The sequence below is a fragment of the Rhodococcus ruber genome, assembly GCF_027270735.1.
Classification (GTDB): Bacteria; Actinomycetota; Actinomycetes; order Mycobacteriales; family Mycobacteriaceae; genus Rhodococcoides; species Rhodococcoides rubrum_A.
The window spans coordinates 263,673-281,715 of record NZ_JAPWIJ010000007.1 but is presented as its reverse complement, the minus strand read 5'-3'; the positions used below and the strand labels follow the sequence as shown (position 1 = coordinate 281,715).

Here is an 18,043-nt window from a genome sequence, read left to right as displayed (position 1 = left end):
CCGGTACGCATGACAGACAATGCCAAGGTCACAGTCGAACGCACCATCGAGGCACCCGTCGACGCAGTATTCGACGTCCTGTCCAATCCCGAGCGGCACCAGGCGCTCGATGGATCAGGCTTCGTACGCAGCGTGGACCACGCCGATCGAATTCAGAAGGTCGGCGAGAAGTTCACGATGAATATGCAGGGCGATCACATGGGCGGCGAGTACCAGACCGACAATGTGGTGAGCGGCTACATCAAAGACAAGCTGCTCGCCTGGAAGACAGCCCCCGCCGGCAACGAGCCTCCCGGCTGGGAGTGGTTGTGGGAGTTGGAGTCGCAAGGTCCCAACGAGACCTTGGTGCGCCATACCTACGACTGGTCCAAGGTCACGGACAAGAAGCTGCTCGAGCAGATCAAGTTTCCGTTGGTCACAGAGGATCAACTGAACGACACTCTCGCTCGCCTCGCAGTGGAAGCGACGTCCTGATCGACTGAGATACGGATCGATCGACTATGAAGGCCGGCCCCCCGGGGCCGGCCTTCTGTATCTTCCGCTCAGGCCTGCTCGCGCGAGCACCACCAGGTGGTACGTCCGCCGACTGTCCCGCGAGTCATGGGCGCACCACACCGAGGACATGCCGCATCCGCCTTGCGGAACGGAATGATCTCCCCGGTGTGCACGCCACCCTTCTTGATCGCCGATCTGATCGCGCGACGCAGAATGACCCGAAGCTCGTCGAGTTCTTCTGTCGTCAGCGACTTGGCGCGTCTGGACGGTGATTGCTCGCTCTGCCACAGCACCTCGTCGGCCAGCAGATTACCGACTCCTGCGATCGCGGCCTGATCGAGCAGCCTCGCTTTGAGAGGTGCACCGCTGGAACCGATTCGGTGCCGAAACTCGTCGCGCGTGATCTCCGCGGCATCCGGTCCGAGAGCATCGATGTCGGGCTCGAGTCGAACCCGGCCGAGGCGGCGCTTGTCGAAGAGCCGAAGCTGGCCGCCGTCGTCGAACGTCATGGAGAAGCGCGTCCACTCCGGCTTGTCTGTTGCACGCTCACCGACGTGAGGATCGCCTCCGCCGTACTGCGACGTCCGCTCGCCGTCGGGAGCAGTGACGATGACACGTCCACCCATGCCGAGGTGAATGCCCAGGGTCGGGCCGCTTGAGCCGTCGGCCGTGATGGTTTCGCACCACATCGCCTTGCCCTGTCGACGTGCCTCGGTGAGTTTCCCGCCCGTCAACGCTCGGGCAATATCGCCTGGCATGTGCGGTCGGCATTCGAAGGAGTCGGTGTCATCGATGTCGACGATGACACGATCGAGAGCTTTTTCGACGACCTGTCGAGCGTTTTCGACTTCGGGTAGTTCGGGCATGCATCCGGTGTACCCAATTGGTCAGCAGTATGCGCGGATCCGTCGATCCGAACGTTCAGTCCCAGTAGGACGGCTCGATGTCGGGGTGGTCGGTGACGGTATCTATGACCGTCTCGGCCAGAACGCGGTCGACGGCCTCGGCGCTGCCTGCGACCGTCGCGAAGTGAGGGTCGACATCATTGGTGATGCACCACGCACGATCGGCAGGCCAGATGAAAGCGGGATCTGGTGAGTCGCCGTGCGGCCAGAGGACTGGATCATCGCTGCTCCAATTCTCGTAGTCCGCGAGTGAACCTCGAAAGAGAAAGTAGTCACGGTTCGGGACCTTGAACTTCGGCTGTGAGGCGATGTCGATCGAACTCCATCCGTCCCACAGAGCGAAGTAGCACTCGTCCGGCGTGGTCGTGTAGCGAGACAGGACGTCGAGTGCCACGCCGACCTGCGCCAGTTCGCTGATCTTCTGCTCGAATTCGACGTCGCCGGTGGATTGCCCCGGAAAATCCGGATCGGGTATGAACAACACCCGCGCGTACTTCTCGAACCCGATGGGACCCCGACCAGCCAAGTGGTACCAGGGGAGATTCTGATCGAGCAGCCACTGACCGGCCGACGCATCGTCACACAATTCGAAGCTCACGTGGTCATCGTGGCGTATGGCATGGAGAGGGGCCACCCCCATTCTCAGCGCACCGAGACACCAGCCAATTCATGGTCCGGCCGTGTCACTTCGGTTTTCGCTGACTGCCGTTGGCTGCCTGAAGCCGATGAGGTTGCCGAAGGGATCGAGTACCTGGCAGAGCCGCTCGCCGGTGAACACGGTTTTGGGTCCCCGATGCGCGACGCCTCCGCGGCTGACGCAGTGTGCGACCACCGCGTCCACGTCGTCGACATCCCAGTAGGACACCGAGCCGGCAGTTCCGGCCGGCCGGTTGTAGGTGTCGGTCAGGTGGACGGTCAGACGAGTTCCGGATACGTCGAAGGCTGCGAGTTGCGGATGCTCGTCGACGGGATCGATTCCCAGCAGCGCTCGGTACCACTCGATGGCGGCGGGGAGATCGTCGGCGAAATAGAAGACGTTTCCCACCTGGGAGATCGAGGTCATGTTCTTCCTTTCCTGCTGGTGCGCAATGGAATCGCAATGTCGTGTGTCTCGGTTTGGGTGGCTTCTCCGACCGCGTGGGCCAACGCGTTCTGCATCACTTCGTGGTCGGATCCGGTCCATCGCTCCTCTCGTTGACGCCGGTATTGGTTCCAAGACGGGATGGTGAATTGCTCGACCATCGTGTCGTTCACGTCCAGGCTGCGGTACAGGTTCCAGGAATACGCACCTGTTCGTTTCCGTGCGGCACCCACCGGTGCCATCGACGAGATGAAATCGTCGACAGAATCTTTCATCACTCGATAGGTGATGGTGACGCGCACCGGACCGTCCTCGGGCACGGGTTCGAGCAGAACCGTCGGGGTGGGCCATGCAACGGAGACAGCTCGGTCGAGAGTCCCCGTCTCGGGGTGCAAGGGGAGCACCGCGACACTGGCCGCCACCACCACGAGTACCCCGACTGCCACCGCCAGTGCATCCACTATGCCGATTTTGGACGCCAGCCAACCCCACGCCAGTGAGCCGACAGCCTGCGCGCCCATGAACACCAGTAGGTACACCGACATTCCGCGAGCACGCACCCAGGACGCAAGCGACAGTTGAATCGATGCGTTCAGTGCGGTCAAGGTAGTGATCCACGCGATGCCCGAGAGCAGCAGCGCCGGAACCACCAACCACAACGGTAGCCACGCAACTGCCGCCATCCCGACGGCGTACCCGACGGCCGAACCGATGAGGAGGGTGTTCGCGCCGAAGTTCTTCCTCAACACGGGCGTCAGCGCGACGCCCGCGATGGCTCCGACACCCAGTACACCCAACAGCACGCCGTACCCGACGGCCCCGAGCCCGAGGACCGCCGACGATGCCGAGGGTAGAAGCGCCCACAACGCGGACGCCGGAAATGCAAACAGCGCCGAGCGCAGGATGATTCGCCGAATCACCGGACCGGATCGGATGTAGCGCACCCCGGAGACGATCGACTCTGCCAAACCCTCCCGATCCACGACGACGTTGCGTGGGCGCTTCCACGCGATCAAGACACCCAGCGTGGCGAGGAAGGACACCGCGTTGATGGCGAACACGAAGGTCGGCCCGGAGACGGCCACCAGGACTCCGGCGAGTGCCGGCCCGATCGCTCTCGCACCGTTCACGGTGACGCCACCCAGCGCAGAAGCCGCCGGAATCTGTTCACGCGGAACCAGTTCAGGCTGAATCGCTTGCCACGCCGGAGCGGACAGCGCCGACCAGCAACCGAGGACGAACGTGCACGCGAGCAGTCCCCACGGAGACAAGGTGTCGGTCCACGCGAGTGCGGTGAGAATGCCTGCAGTGAGCATCGATGCACAACCGACGACGATCAGGAGGACCCGGCGATCGAGCGCATCGGCCAACGCCCCAGCCAACAGGGCCAACAGCAGGGTGGGGAGCAAACTGGCCGTTTGTACAGCGGCGATGACGGTGGTCGACGCTTCTCGCTCGACCAGAAACCACTGCGCGCCGACCGTCTGCATCCACCCACCGATGTTGGAGACCAACTGCGCGATGAACAGGCTGCGGTACATGGTGTTTCGTAGCGGAGCCCATGCCGATGTACCAACAATCGTGTTCATCGATCTTCGCTCTCTTTCCGAGGTGGACCCAGGTGGCGACGGTGGTCGCCACCTGGGCGGTTCTGTCTACTTCGAGATGAAGGCGAGAATATCTGCGTCCAGGGCCTTCTGGTATTCGCCGTAGATGCCGTGCGGCGCGCCGGGGTACACCTTGAGGGTGCCGTCCTTGACGAGCTCTACAGTCTTCAGTGCTGCCGCAGCGATCGGAACGATTTGGTCGTCGTCACCGTGTGCGATGAAAATCGGAACGGTGAGAGCTTTCAGATCTTCGGTGAAGTCGGTCTCGGAGAAGGCCTTCACGCAGTCGTACGCGGCGGTGAGATTGACGAGCATGCCCTGACGCCAGAAGTCGTCCTTGGCTCCCTGCGAGACGTTCGAGCCCTCACGATTGGCTCCGAAGAACGGCTCGGACAAGTCCTGGTAGAACTGCGAGCGATCGGTGAGAACACCGGTGCGGATGTCGTCGAATGCCTCGATCGGTGTGCCCTCCGGGTTCGACTCCGATTGCACCATGATGGGAGGAACAGCGCCTGCGGTGATGACGCGGGCAACGCGACTGCCACCGTGTTGTGCTGCGTATCGGACCACCTCGCCGCCACCTGTCGAATGACCGATGAGGGTGAGCTCCTGCAGATCGAGCGCCTCGACCAGTTCGGCGAGATCTTTTGCGTAGGTGTCCATATCGTGTCCGACGGCAGTCTGCGAGGACCGGCCGTGTCCGCGGCGATCATGGGCGATGGCGCGGTAGCCGGCATCGGCTAGCAACTTGAGCTCGAGCTGCCATGCGTCCGAGGACAACGGCCAGCCATGGCTGAGCAGCACAGGCTTTCCGGTGCCCTGCTCGGTGTAGTAGATCTCGGTTCCGTCGGTGGTGGTGATGTACGGCATGGTGCGCTCCTGGGGTGTCGGTGTTCCTTCGGGGTACCGACAACATTGGTCCGGGAGTGCAGCAAAAACGTCGCTGCTGGCGTCCAACTCGGGGGAGTGGATACCGGCGTCGCCACTACCGGCTACCCGGTAGTGAGGGCGATCCCTACCGAGATCACCGTGCCGACACCGGGTGGGCTGGAGATGGTCAGAGCCCCACCGACCGCGGCCACCCGATCCTGCAGGCCGATCAGACCCGACCCGTTGTTCGGATCCGCGCCACCCCGACCGTTGTCTACCACCGTGAGCTCGAGGTTCTCGTCGATCACGCGCGCGGTGATCTCGACGTCCGTGGCACCGGCGTACTTCGCGGTGTTCGTCAACGCCTCGGCGACAACGTAATACGCCGCTACCTCCACGGATTCGTCCAATCGAGAGGGGATATCGGTGGTGAGGGAGACGGGCACAGGGCTGCGCCGTGCAAGGGTCTTCAGCGCGGGGGCCAACCCACCGCGGGAGAGTATCGCGGGGTGGATGCCGCGCGAGAGCTCTCGCAAATCCGTATGCACCTGAGACAGCGTTTCGACACTGCGGTCCAAGCTGTCCCGTAATTCGCCGAGGTGACGGGGAACCGCAGCCTGAGCAACACGCAGCTCCATTCCCAACGAGACTATTCGTTGCTGCGCGCCGTCGTGCAGGTCACGTTCGATGCCGCGTCGTGCCTGGTCTGCCGCCGCAACGACACGCGATCGGGACCGCGTCAGCTGGAGCCGTGTGTCGTGGTTGTAGACGGCGGTGGCGATGAGGTCGGCGAAGTCGGTCAATCGATCTCGCACGCCGTCGCCCACGAAGTCCCGAACAGTGGTGGTGCCGAGAATGATTGCTCCCCACGTGGCACCGTCCACGGAGATCGGTACGCCCTCGGACTGCAGAATTCCTCGACCTTCCAGCCGAGCCGCGATGTCTCCTGTCGCAGTGGTGAAGTCGATGGTCGCGGGCCGGCCCGTCTCTGCAACGATAGTGGCGACATTTCGTCCACCGAGCGGCAGCTGGTCGCCGACGGTCAGTGACCGTTCGACATCGTCGCGGTGGGCCACGATTGTGTAGTAACTCTCTGCGTACCGCACCACGCAGACGTGTTCGTTGTCGAGACCGTCGGCCAGTTCGTGTGCGACGGCCGCGAACACATCGTCGGGTTCGGCTCGCAGCGCGACCAAGGTGGCAACTCGTCGCAGCGAAGTTTGTTGTCGTGCAAGCGCGACGGTACGGCCGTGCATGTCCTGCCGCTCGCGCGCGGCGGCCAGCAGAGCCTCGATCGATGGCACGACCCGTCGGATACGGCGAGACACCGTCGGATCCAGATTGGCGGGTACGACGAGGGACGCCGTCACCACGGGCCCGTCGTGCATCAGGGTCTTCTCCTGATCCGCCGACACGGGAGCGTCTTCGGACCCCAACGCCGCGTAGGGCAGGTCGAGCACAGCAGCCAGTCGGCTGCTGGCGGCGTCGAGCATCTCGGGTGTGTAGTCCGAGCGCAACATCGTTCGCGCGAACAATGCGAGCAAGTCTGCTTCACGGCGCCGTTGATCGGATTCGGCTGCGCGCAATCGTGATTGGCCGACGAGCATATTGGTGAGCAGTGCCAACACAAGAAAAACGATGACCGCAGGGACCAGGCTTTCACTGCTTTCGATGACGTGGATGTAGGCGTATGCGGCAGCGCTTGCCACTGACGTTGCTATCGACAATCGGAAGCCCCAACCCGCCGACACCACCAGAACGCCGAACAGGAAGATGGCTCCGAAGGCGTTCTCGGGGGCAACTCGTTTGAGGAGCAGCACGATGAATACCTCGGCCACGATCAACGCAGCGGCCAGCACTGCGCCCCACGCCACCGGTGGCGAGCTCGGCCGAAGAACGAGCGTCGTGAGCCGATCGCGGAGTGCGATCTCGCCAGTCATCGTCGAACCCGGGAGGCGAAAGTACCGTTAGCCGGAATGCCGGCCCCCGCGATTTCTGACACCCTCGATGGAGTGACGTCTTTTGGCCTGCGGTGTTTGATAGTCGACGACAGCGACGCGTATTGCGTCGCTGCGAGTCGGCTGCTCGAGTCGGCGGGCATCGTCGTGGTCGGAACGGCATCGACGTTGCCCGACGCAATTCGCGCCGCACAGTCGACGCACCCCAGTCTGGTATTGGTGGATATCGATCTCGGCACGGACAACGGCTTCGACGTCGTCGAAGCACTCGATTCGCTGGTCTTCACACCGAAGCCGGCGATCATTCTGGTGTCCACGCACGACGAGGACGACTTCGTGGACCTGGTGGAAATGAGCTCGGCCGTCGGGTTCCTTTCCAAGTTCGAACTTTCGGCCGCCGCCATCGACACCATGCTGAGCCGATGACCGGGTGTCATCCGACGGTGTCGAGGTAGAGGATCACTGCGCGTACTCGCCGATGGTCGTCGGCCGTCTCCGCCAGATCGAGCTTGGTGAGAATGCTGCGCACGTGTTTCTCGACGGTTCCCTCGGTGATCCACAACCGCCGACCGATACCGGCATTGGAAAGTCCCTCGGCCATCAATGTGAGGACATCGCGTTCTCGGCCACTCAGCGCGCCCAGCGGGTCTCCGCGACGTTTCGCCGCCACCAATTCGTAGACCAGAGCCGGGTCGATGACGGATGCGCCGGCGGCGACGCGACGAATCGTGGAGACGAAATCGGCCACATCGGTCACCCTGCTCTTGAGCAGATATCCGATCCCCTTTGCGCCGTTGTTCCCGCTGTCGAGTAGTTCCAGAGCATGGTCCACCTCGACGTGGGCGGACAGTAGCAACAACGCAACATCCGGGAATTCGGATCGAATGCGCAATGCTGCGTCGAGCCCCTCGGCGGTGTACGTCGGAGGCATCCTGATGTCGATGATGGCCAGGTCGGGTTGGTCTCGGTCGAGCAGCGCCAGCAGTTCCTCGGCGTCGCCGGCTCGGCCGACGACGCTCAAACCCGCCTCCGTGAGCAGGCTGGACATGCCCTCACGCAACAGGACGTCGTCATCGGCGATCACGACTTCGATTTCGGACATCACGCTCCCTGAACTGCGTCGAATCGCACAATCTTAAGCGACATGATGCGCCGTCATCGGGCGTTCGACTTGCCTGCCGTATCGAGCGGTCCGAGTTCGGCGTCGAGCACTTTCTGCACAACTCGCATCGTCGTCAGCGCGGCCGGTGCTCCGCGATGAGAATTCCGAGATCGAGCAGACTGCGGCTGCGGTGATCGAGTCCCTGGCGCGTCCACACACCTCCCCACACGGTGTCGGTGACGAAATCCTGCAGTGCGTCCTTCGTCTGCTGGGTGCCTTCAGATCATGTCAGGCGCAGACAGGCGAGGTCTCGATTCGGCCGCGACCCTTGTTCCAGCGATGAAGGGGGTGGAGTATCGAACACGCTCGCTTACCGAACCCTTGGAGGCTGCCTACATGAAACATGTTCGTGCACTTGTATTTTTCGCATCAATTGTCCTCGGGTCGGCTCTGGCGACGGTGGGTACTGCGTCCGCGGCGACAGCAGTACCATTTCAGATCAACCCTGCGCCGTTCGGAAATCCCAACGGAAGTTTCGATGCGCCCTCGGTTCGATGTATCGCTGTCGTCGGAGAGCAGGCCGGCACGATCAGAATCACCGGTGGTAAAGAAGGCGGGTGGGGCTGCCTCATCTCGTCCCAGGTGTACTGGGTGAACCTGTCGAGCGGGGCGGTCGGCACCGCCGTGACTTCGGCGGGCCTGCAGGGCTTCGCTCCTGAAGCGACCCTGGCGACCGGTCCCGGTCAGGTTGCGATCACGATTGTCTCGCGCGGCGGCATCATCACTCCGGGCCTGGCCACGGTGTCCGTTCCGTAGGGGTGACCTACTCCGGCGACGCGTCGGGTCGACCTGAGTCCGTACGGGGATCGCCGCGATCGGGTGGGGCGATCCCCGGTGTGCGTGTAGCTCCCATGAACGCCGAACCGCCGACCGAGCTTTCGATTCCGTGAAAGCGTCCGCTTCGCATCCTGGCGCGAAGTAAGCGCGCGATCGCGACGAAGACAACAAGAACCGCGACGACGGCGGCGACCACCAACGCAGTGTCCACAGTTGCTCTCCCTGTTCGTCCGTACTCCCTACCGTCGGACATCATCGCGCCGCTGTCAAACGCCGATGGATCTGTCGAGTTCGAGAACGCTGCCGAACCGATCAGTGACGACCAGTCGATGCGTCGTCGTGCGTGGACGCGTAGTCGCCGGGTGGTTGTTCCTCGCGAGTGGCTTCGAGGAACAGCTGGAGAAAGGACGAATGTTCGGGGCGTTTCTGGGTGGAATTCTTTCCGTGAGGCTCTTCGGATTGCTGTGGCATTTCGATTCGCGCCCTCCCGTATCGGCTGCTCGGAGTGCTCACGTCATTGCTGACTCCGGCAAACAGTCTCAGATTCTGAATAGTCAAACAACTGAGATAGTACCGAAGTGTCGAGCAGAACGACTGACTACGATGTTCGGCGGCGGCGAGGTTGCCGAGAAGCTGCAACGCATCGGAGGAAGAGCTGCCGGGTAGCCACCCGTTCTCAGGTGCTGGTAATTGCGGTGCAGCTCGCGTTCGTCGGCGTCGAGGAATGTTGTTTCGACGATTGTCAGGAGGCGAATCCGGTCGGTCGTAGGCCCACAGGGTTCACATTCCGGCGGCGGTCGGGGGTTCGATCAGCATTCTCTTGATGACCTTGCCGGTCGCAGTGCGGGGGAGTTCGTCGAGGAACGTGATGTCTCGTGGAACGCAGAAGCGGCTCAGCCGGTTTCGAATGTAGGCACGCACCATGTCTGCATCGAGTCCTGCCGCACCGCGGCCGACGACGAACGCTGCAAGACGTTGTCCGTACTCGCTGTCGGGCACACCGACAACTGCGACCTCGCCGACCTGGGGGAGATTGGCGATTGCATCCTCGACTGGTCCCGGAAATACGTTTTCGCCACCGGAAATGATCATCTCGTCGTCCCTGCCGCACACGAACAACCGCCCGTTGCAGTCGATGTACCCGAGATCTCCGGTGTCCATCAAGGCGGCTCCACGCGCAGACGCGGTGGGCGGAGGTTCGGCGTTGGTGTAGCCGTCGAACAGCATGTCGTTACCGACGAAAATGCGGCCGAGGCTTCCCACCGGCACGGCCGTGCCCTCGGCGTCGAGCACAGCGATGGTCGTGCCGAGCGGCGGACGTCCTGCGGTGCCAGGTGACGCGCGTAGGTCGTCAGGTGTGGCGATCGTGGCCCACGAGACCTCGGTGGACCCGTAGAAGTTGTAGAGAATATCGCCGAAGACGTTCATGAAGCGGCTGACTGTCGACCCGGTCAGCGCGGAACCGCTACAGGCGACGACGCGCAGACTGGAGGTGTCGTAACGGGATCGCACCGACTCGGGCAGATCGAGTATTCGTTGCAGCATGATAGGTACGGCTATCAACGAGGTGCATCGATTCTCCTCGACTGCGCGCAGGCAGTCTTCGGCATCGAATCGATCCTGGAGCACAACCGTGGCTCGCAACGAAGTGCTGATCTGCAAGGCTGCGAGCCCCCAGCTGTGAAACATGGGTGCTGCTATGAGCATCCGCTCGTTCGTCTTGAGAGGCATCCGAGACAACATGGCGGCGATGGTGCCGAAACCCCTCGGGGTGGGGCGGAGCGCGCCCTTGGGCGACCCGCTGGTCCCTGATGTCAACACGACGACCGACCCGGGACGATCCGGCCGTGCGAAGGTGGCGGACGGCGGTGCGACAAAATGCTCGAGGGTGCGCCGCCGCGGAATGGCGGTATGAGAAGAGAGACTTACTCGGGTGACGTCGTCCGGCAGGTAGCGAACCATCGAGTCGAATTCGTCGTCGACGAACAGCATTCGGAGCTCGTGGCGGGCGGCAATAGTCTCGATCTGCCGCGCCGCGAGGCCGGTATTGAGAAGCACGACCTCGACTCCGAGCATGCCGCACGCGACAGTGCATTCGATCATGGCCGAGTGGTTGCGGGCCAGAATTCCGACCGTGCTCCCGGGACGAATCCCTGATGCATCGAGACCTGCTGCGATGCGGTGTGACCGGTGGTGGATCTCCGCGAACGTACGGGTCCCTCGGTCGTCGACAACGGCTATCTCGTCCGGTGACTTCGCCGTAGCGGCCGCGAATCCGCCTCCCAATGTGAAGCCCCACTTCGCCAGCGAGTTCAACTGCCGGTACGCGCGGTCGGGACGTGCGGCACGGACGACGCCCGTTCCCACCATCGTTTTCAGGATTGCCAATTGCAGCGACCGGAAGTCGCCGCTGTTCGAGACAATGGAGTCAGCGGTGCCGGAAAGAGAATTCTCCAGTCTGCGAAGGCCTCCCAAGACCCAGTCGACCACCGCGCGGTTGTGTTCGGGCTGGGGCGCGTAGGCCCCGCCGAGACCTGCCTTGAACACGGTGACATCTATCTTCGTCTCGCCGGCCGATCGTCTGCTGAGGGTGAATCTGATGAAGCCACCGGACTCGACGTGCTCGATGGTGATGATCGGTTGATTGCGCCGGTTCACGACGAACTCGAGGTTGTGCTCGACGCCGCCGACGCCGCATCGGTACCCGGTGGCGGTGTCACGCAACGTGCAGTATTCGAGACCGGGGAAATAGCGTGGGAACAACTCGACCGCGCTCAAGACCTCGCATACCTGCTCGAGGTCGTGTGCGAACACAACCTTGCAGTCGATGACGTCCGAAACCATTCCCCACCCCTGTACCCGCCGAGGCGGACGACAACGCCGCATCAGCACCGACCAGGGGATGGCGGCGAGCGCTTGGAACGGGTCATCCGCCTGGATGAAATCGCTATGGTAATCCCGGTGCACGGTTTCGGGGGTGGAATCGGCCGAACTCGGTTCTCGACAGCCGACAACTCGGTATGAACCCACAGCGCCCGATCGTTGCGAGACTTCTGGCGCGTCCGACTTAGGTCCAGACGTCGCCGAACGCAACGGTGCGGCCCAGGATTCGTTCTGCAGCGCGGTGTCCCGACTTCATCGCAGCAGTGACCGTTGCCGGGTCGTCGGTCCAGGTGGCCTCGCCCGCAAGATGCAGCACATCTCCGATCGGCGTGGCGAGATCGTCGTGATCACGCGTCTGCGAACCGACTGTCATGTAGGAGTACGAACCGTACGAGAACGGATCGTCCTGCCAGCGTGTGACATACACACCGTTCGGCGGGACGACGCGGTTGCCGTAGATGCCGCGCAACGTGTGGACGACCGAGTCCCCGATACGTTCGTCCGACCAGTGTCGGGTCTCCTGTGCACACGGCCCCGCTGCGAAGGTCAGAAGAGTTGGCCTGCCACCCGGCTGTGTCACGTCGTACCACGAGTGCCACCAACGCCCGGCCTCGCCCTGCTGCCGTATGGCGTAGACGTCAGGGTCCCAGAACTTGACTGGGAACTGGAGGAACACTTTCTCGAAGGCGTTCATCGCGAGCCGGTCCAGCGCACCCGAAACAGGTTCTGGTAGCGGAGGTTCGACGCCGAAATCCGGCGACTTCAGTACCCCGATCGGCACTGTCACCACGGCGCGATCAGCCGAGAAGGAGCCTGCTGCGGTTGTCACGACCACTCCGTCTTCACCCCAGCTGACTTGCGAGACCTCGTGCGCGAGTCGAACGTCCAGTCCCTCGGTGAGACGGACCGCGAGTTCGTCGTAACCGTCGGGAAATACGACTTCGTCGCCGTCGATGGCGTCGTCGTCCAAACCGTGTGCGTCGAGATCTCCCTGGGCTACCCCCAGCTGTTCCTCGGCTCGGTGGCCGAGAAATTCGCGGACTCGGTTCAGGCGGTCGCTGTCCCAATCCAATCGAGTCAGAGTCGCTTCCACCGCATCACCGAACGATGTCCGTGGAGGGGATTCGGCAATGGTCCTGGCGAACCGTTCGTCGAAGTCGTGAACGTCGGCGGCAAACCGTGCGGCCGCGGACTCGCTCAATCTGACACCGGTGGGGGAGTAGTACGCGATGGGTCGACCATCCGGTTGATAGCTGCCCACGGTGAACTCGGCTGTCCGCAGACCGAAAGCGCGCACGGCGTCGGCGACGGGGTTGTTGTCGATCCCATGAATCCAGGACGCACCGACGTCGAGGGTGTCGACCTCGCCGCGGACCGTCCAGACACGACCGCCCACGCGATCGCGAGCCTCGAGGACGACAACTCGCCGACCTGCACGGTGCAGAATCCTGGCTGCGGTAGCACCGGATATCCCTGCTCCCACCACGATCGTGTCGAAATGGGTCATAGCTGCTCCGATCACGTGGTGGGCCTGCTCAGTTGCCTCGACCGGGGTTTCCCGGACCCGAATTGCCGTTGCCGGGGTTTCCCGGACCCGAATTGCTGTTTCCGGGGCCCGAATTGCCGTTGCCGGAGTTGCCGGGGCCTCCGTTGCCGGGGCCCGAATTGCCGTTCCCAGGGTTGTCGTTCGGCTGTGGTGCGGCTGGTGCGGCGGGCTGGATCAGCACCGGATTCGACGTCGGTGTCATCTCGGCGTCGGTTGGGTTCGCGAAGGTGGTTACCGGAGGCTTCGGCACCTGCGTCGTGGGTACGGCGATCGTCGACTCGTTCCGTGTCGGCGTCGGCGTAGCCGGTGAAGCAGGCACCTGACCTGGGTCGTCACCCGCGCTGGACGCGATCCAGATGATCCCCGCTCCCAGCGCGAGGACGAGCGCGGCCGCCCCAGGAACGATCCGCCGTCGACGCTGAGGATGGTGTGCGGTGCCAACCGGACCAGCGGCCGCAACGACGTTCGTGCGCTCGACTGGCATCACGGCAGTCGGGGGGAGCGGGGTCGCACTTCGGAGGATCCTGCGCAGTCGGTGCGCGACCGCAGCTGCGTCCGGGCGATCCCCTGGCTGCCGCGACGTCATAGCCGTCAGCAGCGAGTGCCACTCCGGCCCGAGCTGCTCGGGAACGGCGGGATCACGGTGTAGTCGCGCCACCGCGGCGGCCACCGCGCTGCCCTCGAATACCATTGTGCCGGTGAGGCATTCGATGAGAACGAGGCCGAGCGTGTAAATGTCGGTAGGCGGGCCAGCGGGCGTACCCGTCGCCTGTTCCGGGCTGAGATAGTGCGCGGTGCCGACCGTGGTGCCGTGCTCGGTGAGTCGCTCGGAGTCGACGATGCGGGCGATGCCGAAATCGGCCAGCTTGACGCACTGACCCGCACGTGAGTCCGGGGCCTGCGCGATCAGGATGTTGGCTGGTTTGATGTCGCGGTGCACCACACCTCGGTCGTGGATGTACGCGAGCGCCTCCGCCATCTCGCTTCCGATGCGCGCGACGTGAACGGCGTGCATCGATCTGTTCTGACGAAAGCTGTTCAGCGTGGGGCCGTCGATCAATTCCATCACCAGGTAGGGCGACGGAATTCCTGTGGAGTCCGGCGCAGTCCCTGCGTCGTACAACGTCACCAGACCCGGGTGCGACAGCGACGCCAGCGTTCGAATCTCCGCGTCGATCCGTCGGACTGTGTCCACCGGCTCGCCGTGGCGGAATATCTTGACCGCCACCGACCTGCCGAGAACCTGGTCTTCTGCATGCACGACGTCGGCCATCGCGCCGCGCCCCAGCACTTCGCCCAATCGATATCGACCCGCGAACAGACGATCCTGAGCAGCGCGAGAACGGGCATCCTCTTCCAACGTGATTCACCGCCGTTCGTCGACTACTCCGAGCACCTTATAACCAACGAATCGTCGTTCGGAGTGCAGTGGGTTGTCGACACCGTGGTTCCGTCGGGCATGATGATTCACCGGGTGGGGGACAGATCGAGCAGGCGGCGAGGAAAGGTCCTACCCATGCGTCCCCAATCGACGAATGCGCAGATCTCGCCGATGTCGACCGATATCACGTCGGCCTACCAGCCGATAGTCTCTCTGGACGACCGCGCCGTGGTGGGGTACGAAGCCCTCGTGCGGACCAGCGGCGACGGTCCGTCCATTGCTCCGCAGGAACTCCTGCGCGCCGCACGAGAGCAGGGTGTGACCACCGACTTCGACTGGCGGTGCAGAGCGAGCGCCCTGCACGGTGCAGTCGAGGCCGGTTACCCCGACGAGCTGACGCTGTTCGTCAATGCCGAACCCGCCGCACTCGACACGCCGCCACCGGGACACCTCCTACCGCTGATCGTCGACGCGGCGCGCTTGTCGATCACCGTCGAAATCACCGAACGAGACCTGATGGGCGATCCGGCCGGTCTGCTGAGGGCGGCCGAGCATGCCCGAAACATGGGTTGGCGGGTCGCTATCGACGACGTGGGTGCAGACTCGTCCAGTCTGGCGTTGATCCCGTTGCTACGTCCCGACGTGATCAAGCTCGATATGGCCCTCGTGCAAGAGCGTTCGACCGACCAGACCGCCGCCATAGTCGCTGCCGTCGCTGCCGAGGGCGAACGCACCGGCGCCCTGGTGTTGGCCGAGGGAATCGAAACCGACACACACGAAAGCTGTGCCCGCGACATGGGTGCCGTTCTGGGGCAAGGTTTCCTCTACGGTGCTCCGGGGCCGCTGCCGAACTTCGGGGGCGTATCCCGCCCTGTCGATTCGCTCGAGCTGAATGCAACTGTCACCGTCCGCGCTCCGGTCGCCGTGACACCCTTCGGACTCACCCACCAGCTCGGTGCCCGCAGGCATGCCGAGGCAACGTTTCTCGAAGCTATCGAAAACAGCCTGCTGGCGAGCGCGTTCGGCACCGGACCGTCGACGATCGTGTTGGCGACCGCAGACGTGTCGAACCGGCTGACGCCCGCGCGTGCAGCCCTCTTCGACGACCTGGCCGCGCGTTCCGCTCTTGTGGCAGTTTTCGGCTCCGATCAATCGCTGATGCAGCACCGCTTTCGTTCGGTGTCGGTCGGGGAGAACGAGCCGTTGGCCATGGAGCGTTCGACAGTGATCGTGGCACCGATGTCGAGCGTGGCGTTGATCGCTGTCGAGTGTGGTGTCACGCCCGATGGAAAGACGCTTTACGACTACCGCCTGACCTACGACCGAGACGTCGTACTCGATGCGGCCACGGTGCTTCTCAGGCGAATTCCTGCTCGGCCCACTCCATGATCGTCCGCCATCACATACAGGGTGTTCGCCATCCGACTCGTCGGCGAAGGTGAGCGTGTGAAGATCGACTTCAAGAAGACGCTCGACTCGTACTCCGCGCGGCACAACGTCTTTCGCAGTCTTGTTGTGCCGCCGCTGAGTTATCTGATGATCGACGGGCACGGAGACCCGAACACCGCGCCCGAGTATGCGGACGCGCTCGCCGCTCTCTACCCCGTCGCGTACGCGCTGAAGTTCGCCAGCAAGAAGGGCCTCGACCGCGACTACGTCGTCCCGCCGCTCGAGGCGCTGTGGTGGGCCGACGACATGGCGTCGTTCACCACGGACCGCAACAAGGCCGAGTGGAACTGGACCGTCATGATCCTGGTGCCCGACTGGATCGATCGAACGATGTTCGAGGCCGCAGTGGCGTCCGCCGGCGCGAAAGGCAAATCCGAGGCGTCCACCAGCGTTCGGATGGAGACCCTGAACGAGGGACTCTGCGTGCAGACACTGCATATCGGGTCCTACGACGACGAGACTACGGTGCTGGCCGAACTTCACGATAGGTACATTCCCGATTCCGGATTGACGATGACCGGCAGACACCACGAGATCTACCTGAGCGATCCGCGCCGGGTCGAGCCCGCGAAGCTTCGCACCGTTCTCCGCCAACCGGTTGTGCGTTCAGCGGGGTAGACGACGCTCTGACACGATGTCCGACATGACCAATGCGGTGCGTCCGGCGTCGTTCACTGCCGGAACCCTCACCTTGCTCGGGGCTCTCTACTTTGCGCAGGGACTGCCGTTCGGATTCTTCACCCAGGCACTCCCGGTTGTGCTGCGGGAGTCGGGATTCTCGTTGGTGAAGATCAGTGCCACCGGTGTGCTGTTTCTGCCCTGGGCGCTGAAGTTTCTCTGGGCACCGTACGTCGATCGTTACGGATCCAGACGGCGTTGGTTGCTGTCGCTGCAGTGTTCGGCCGCGGTGGTGGCTCTGGCGTTGTCGTTCCTCGACCTGTCGTCGACGTTGCGCTGGTTGTTCGTCGGCATCTTCGTCATGAACGCTCTCTCGGCCACGCAGGACATCGCGACCGACGGCATCGCTGTCAGAACGCTGACCACGGCGCAGCGCGGGTTGGGCAACGGCCTCCAAGTCGGTGCCTATCGAATCGGAATGGTGTGTGGCGGTGGACTGCTGTTGTGGCTGTTCACCTTTGCCGGGTGGCGGGTGTTGTTCGTCGCGATGGCGTTGCTCATCGTATTGACGACTGTCCCGGTGTGGTGGATGCGCAGGCAACTCGACGCTGCGGATGCCGCTTCCGATCGGCGCGCCGAGTCGGAATCGCCGGCTCGGCTTGCGGTTGCATGGTGGTCCAGGCTCCGCAGGCCCGGCATGGTCGCGTTAATACTGCTGATCATCGGGTTCAAGTTCGGAAACTCGATGGGATCGGCATTGGTGGGGCCGTTTCTGTCGGACAGTGGACTGTCGCTGCCACAGATCGCGTTGGTCGAGGGCGGCCTCTCTTCGGTGGCCGCGCTCGGCGGTGCTGCCCTCGGGGCGTGGATGACCTTCCGGCACGGACGTCGCCGGGCGCTGTTGGTGGGCGGAGTGAGCCAGACCATGAGCCTCGCGTTGTACGTCATCGCATCCCTCGGCATTGGTGGATTTCCACTACTGATCACGGCGAACATCACCGAGCACGTGCTCGGCGGCGCGGCCACGGTCGCGGTGTTCGCGCTGATGATGGACGCATCGGAGAAGCGTTTCGCAGGAAGCGACTACACGTTGATGGCCTGTGCGGTCGTCTTCGCGCAAGGAGCGGCAGGAATCGCAGCCGGTGTGGTGGGAGACCTGTTCGGCTACACAGCAATGTTCGGTTCTGCCCTGGTGTTGTCCGGAATCGGCTGCGCAGCATTGCTTGTCGCGCTCGACCGGGGTTGGGGCCCCGAAGGTCTCCGGCAGGTGATTCCTCCGAAGACCTTCGCCGGCTAGGGACGGTTGCGCCT

17 protein-coding genes are annotated in these 18,043 nt (G+C 63.3%); 6 read left to right on the top strand and 11 right to left on the bottom strand.

The window, feature by feature from the left end:
• Window positions 1-9 precede the first annotated feature (9 nt).
• Window positions 10-474 carry an SRPBCC family protein gene (locus tag O4220_RS18225; RefSeq protein ID WP_037173634.1) on the top strand — a complete coding sequence of 155 codons (465 nt, stop codon included), beginning with the start codon at window positions 10-12 and terminating at the stop codon, window positions 472-474.
• 68 nt (window positions 475-542) lie between these two features.
• Here O4220_RS18225 and O4220_RS18220 read toward each other — a convergent pair whose 3' ends face one another.
• The 6 genes from O4220_RS18220 to O4220_RS18195 form a co-directional block, all read right to left on the bottom strand.
• Window positions 543-1,361, bottom strand: coding sequence for an Fpg/Nei family DNA glycosylase (locus O4220_RS18220; protein WP_269606765.1), 819 nt, complete (start codon window positions 1,359-1,361; stop codon window positions 543-545).
• A 55-nt stretch (window positions 1,362-1,416) separates the two neighbouring features.
• Complete coding sequence (locus O4220_RS18215) at window positions 1,417-1,998, bottom strand: hypothetical protein (protein WP_269606763.1); 582 nt, start codon at window positions 1,996-1,998, stop codon at window positions 1,417-1,419.
• 69 nt (window positions 1,999-2,067) lie between these two features.
• A complete protein-coding gene (locus O4220_RS18210; RefSeq protein ID WP_269606761.1) occupies window positions 2,068-2,463 on the bottom strand; it encodes a VOC family protein in 396 nt (131 codons plus the stop codon).
• Window positions 2,460-4,070 (bottom strand): MFS transporter, encoded by a 1,611-nt coding sequence (locus O4220_RS18205; RefSeq protein ID WP_269606758.1) that lies wholly within the window; start codon window positions 4,068-4,070, stop codon window positions 2,460-2,462. The genes O4220_RS18210 and O4220_RS18205 overlap by 4 nt, the downstream gene beginning before the upstream one ends.
• Before the next feature lie 66 nt (window positions 4,071-4,136).
• Entirely contained in the window at window positions 4,137-4,958 is an 822-nt protein-coding gene (locus O4220_RS18200; RefSeq protein WP_269606755.1) for an alpha/beta fold hydrolase, read from the bottom strand.
• A gap of 122 nt (window positions 4,959-5,080) precedes the next feature.
• Entirely contained in the window at window positions 5,081-6,898 is a 1,818-nt protein-coding gene (locus O4220_RS18195; RefSeq protein WP_269606753.1) for a sensor histidine kinase, read from the bottom strand.
• A gap of 72 nt (window positions 6,899-6,970) precedes the next feature.
• Between O4220_RS18195 and O4220_RS18190 the strand changes: the two genes are divergently transcribed.
• Window positions 6,971-7,342 (top strand): response regulator, encoded by a 372-nt coding sequence (locus O4220_RS18190; protein WP_269606751.1) that lies wholly within the window; start codon window positions 6,971-6,973, stop codon window positions 7,340-7,342.
• Window positions 7,343-7,349: 7 nt separating this feature from the next.
• On the opposite strand, the gene O4220_RS18185 is transcribed toward O4220_RS18190, so the two are convergent.
• The gene (locus O4220_RS18185) at window positions 7,350-8,018 is read right to left on the bottom strand and encodes a response regulator (protein ID WP_269606749.1); all 669 of its coding nucleotides are present in this window, start codon (window positions 8,016-8,018) and stop codon (window positions 7,350-7,352) included.
• A gap of 396 nt (window positions 8,019-8,414) precedes the next feature.
• On the opposite strand from O4220_RS18185, the gene O4220_RS18175 reads away from it, so the two are divergent.
• Complete coding sequence (locus tag O4220_RS18175; protein WP_269606747.1) at window positions 8,415-8,834, top strand: hypothetical protein; 420 nt, start codon at window positions 8,415-8,417, stop codon at window positions 8,832-8,834.
• 7 nt (window positions 8,835-8,841) lie between these two features.
• On the opposite strand, the gene O4220_RS18170 is transcribed toward O4220_RS18175, so the two are convergent.
• The 4 genes from O4220_RS18170 to O4220_RS18155 form a co-directional block, all read right to left on the bottom strand.
• Window positions 8,842-9,066 (bottom strand): hypothetical protein, encoded by a 225-nt coding sequence (locus O4220_RS18170; protein WP_269606745.1) that lies wholly within the window; start codon window positions 9,064-9,066, stop codon window positions 8,842-8,844.
• A 569-nt stretch (window positions 9,067-9,635) separates the two neighbouring features.
• On the bottom strand, window positions 9,636-11,699 hold the full coding sequence (locus O4220_RS18165; RefSeq protein ID WP_269606743.1) for an AMP-binding protein: 2,064 nt from the start codon (window positions 11,697-11,699) through the stop codon (window positions 9,636-9,638).
• 223 nt (window positions 11,700-11,922) lie between these two features.
• On the bottom strand, window positions 11,923-13,245 hold the full coding sequence (locus O4220_RS18160) for a flavin monoamine oxidase family protein (RefSeq protein ID WP_269606741.1): 1,323 nt from the start codon (window positions 13,243-13,245) through the stop codon (window positions 11,923-11,925).
• Between the two features lie 28 nt (window positions 13,246-13,273).
• Window positions 13,274-14,557 (bottom strand): serine/threonine-protein kinase, encoded by a 1,284-nt coding sequence (locus O4220_RS18155; RefSeq protein WP_269606738.1) that lies wholly within the window; start codon window positions 14,555-14,557, stop codon window positions 13,274-13,276.
• On the opposite strand from O4220_RS18155, the gene O4220_RS18150 reads away from it, so the two are divergent.
• The 3 genes from O4220_RS18150 to O4220_RS18140 are packed head-to-tail and all read left to right on the top strand — an operon-like array spanning window position 14,540 to window position 18,029.
• Entirely contained in the window at window positions 14,540-16,054 is a 1,515-nt protein-coding gene (locus tag O4220_RS18150; RefSeq protein ID WP_269606736.1) for an EAL domain-containing protein, read from the top strand. The two genes, O4220_RS18155 and O4220_RS18150, sit on opposite strands and share 18 nt — an antisense overlap.
• Window positions 16,055-16,111: 57 nt before the next feature.
• Window positions 16,112-16,732, top strand: coding sequence for a GyrI-like domain-containing protein (locus O4220_RS18145; protein WP_269606735.1), 621 nt, complete (start codon window positions 16,112-16,114; stop codon window positions 16,730-16,732).
• Between the two features lie 25 nt (window positions 16,733-16,757).
• Entirely contained in the window at window positions 16,758-18,029 is a 1,272-nt protein-coding gene (locus tag O4220_RS18140; RefSeq protein ID WP_269606734.1) for an MFS transporter, read from the top strand.
• Window positions 18,030-18,043 lie beyond the last annotated feature (14 nt).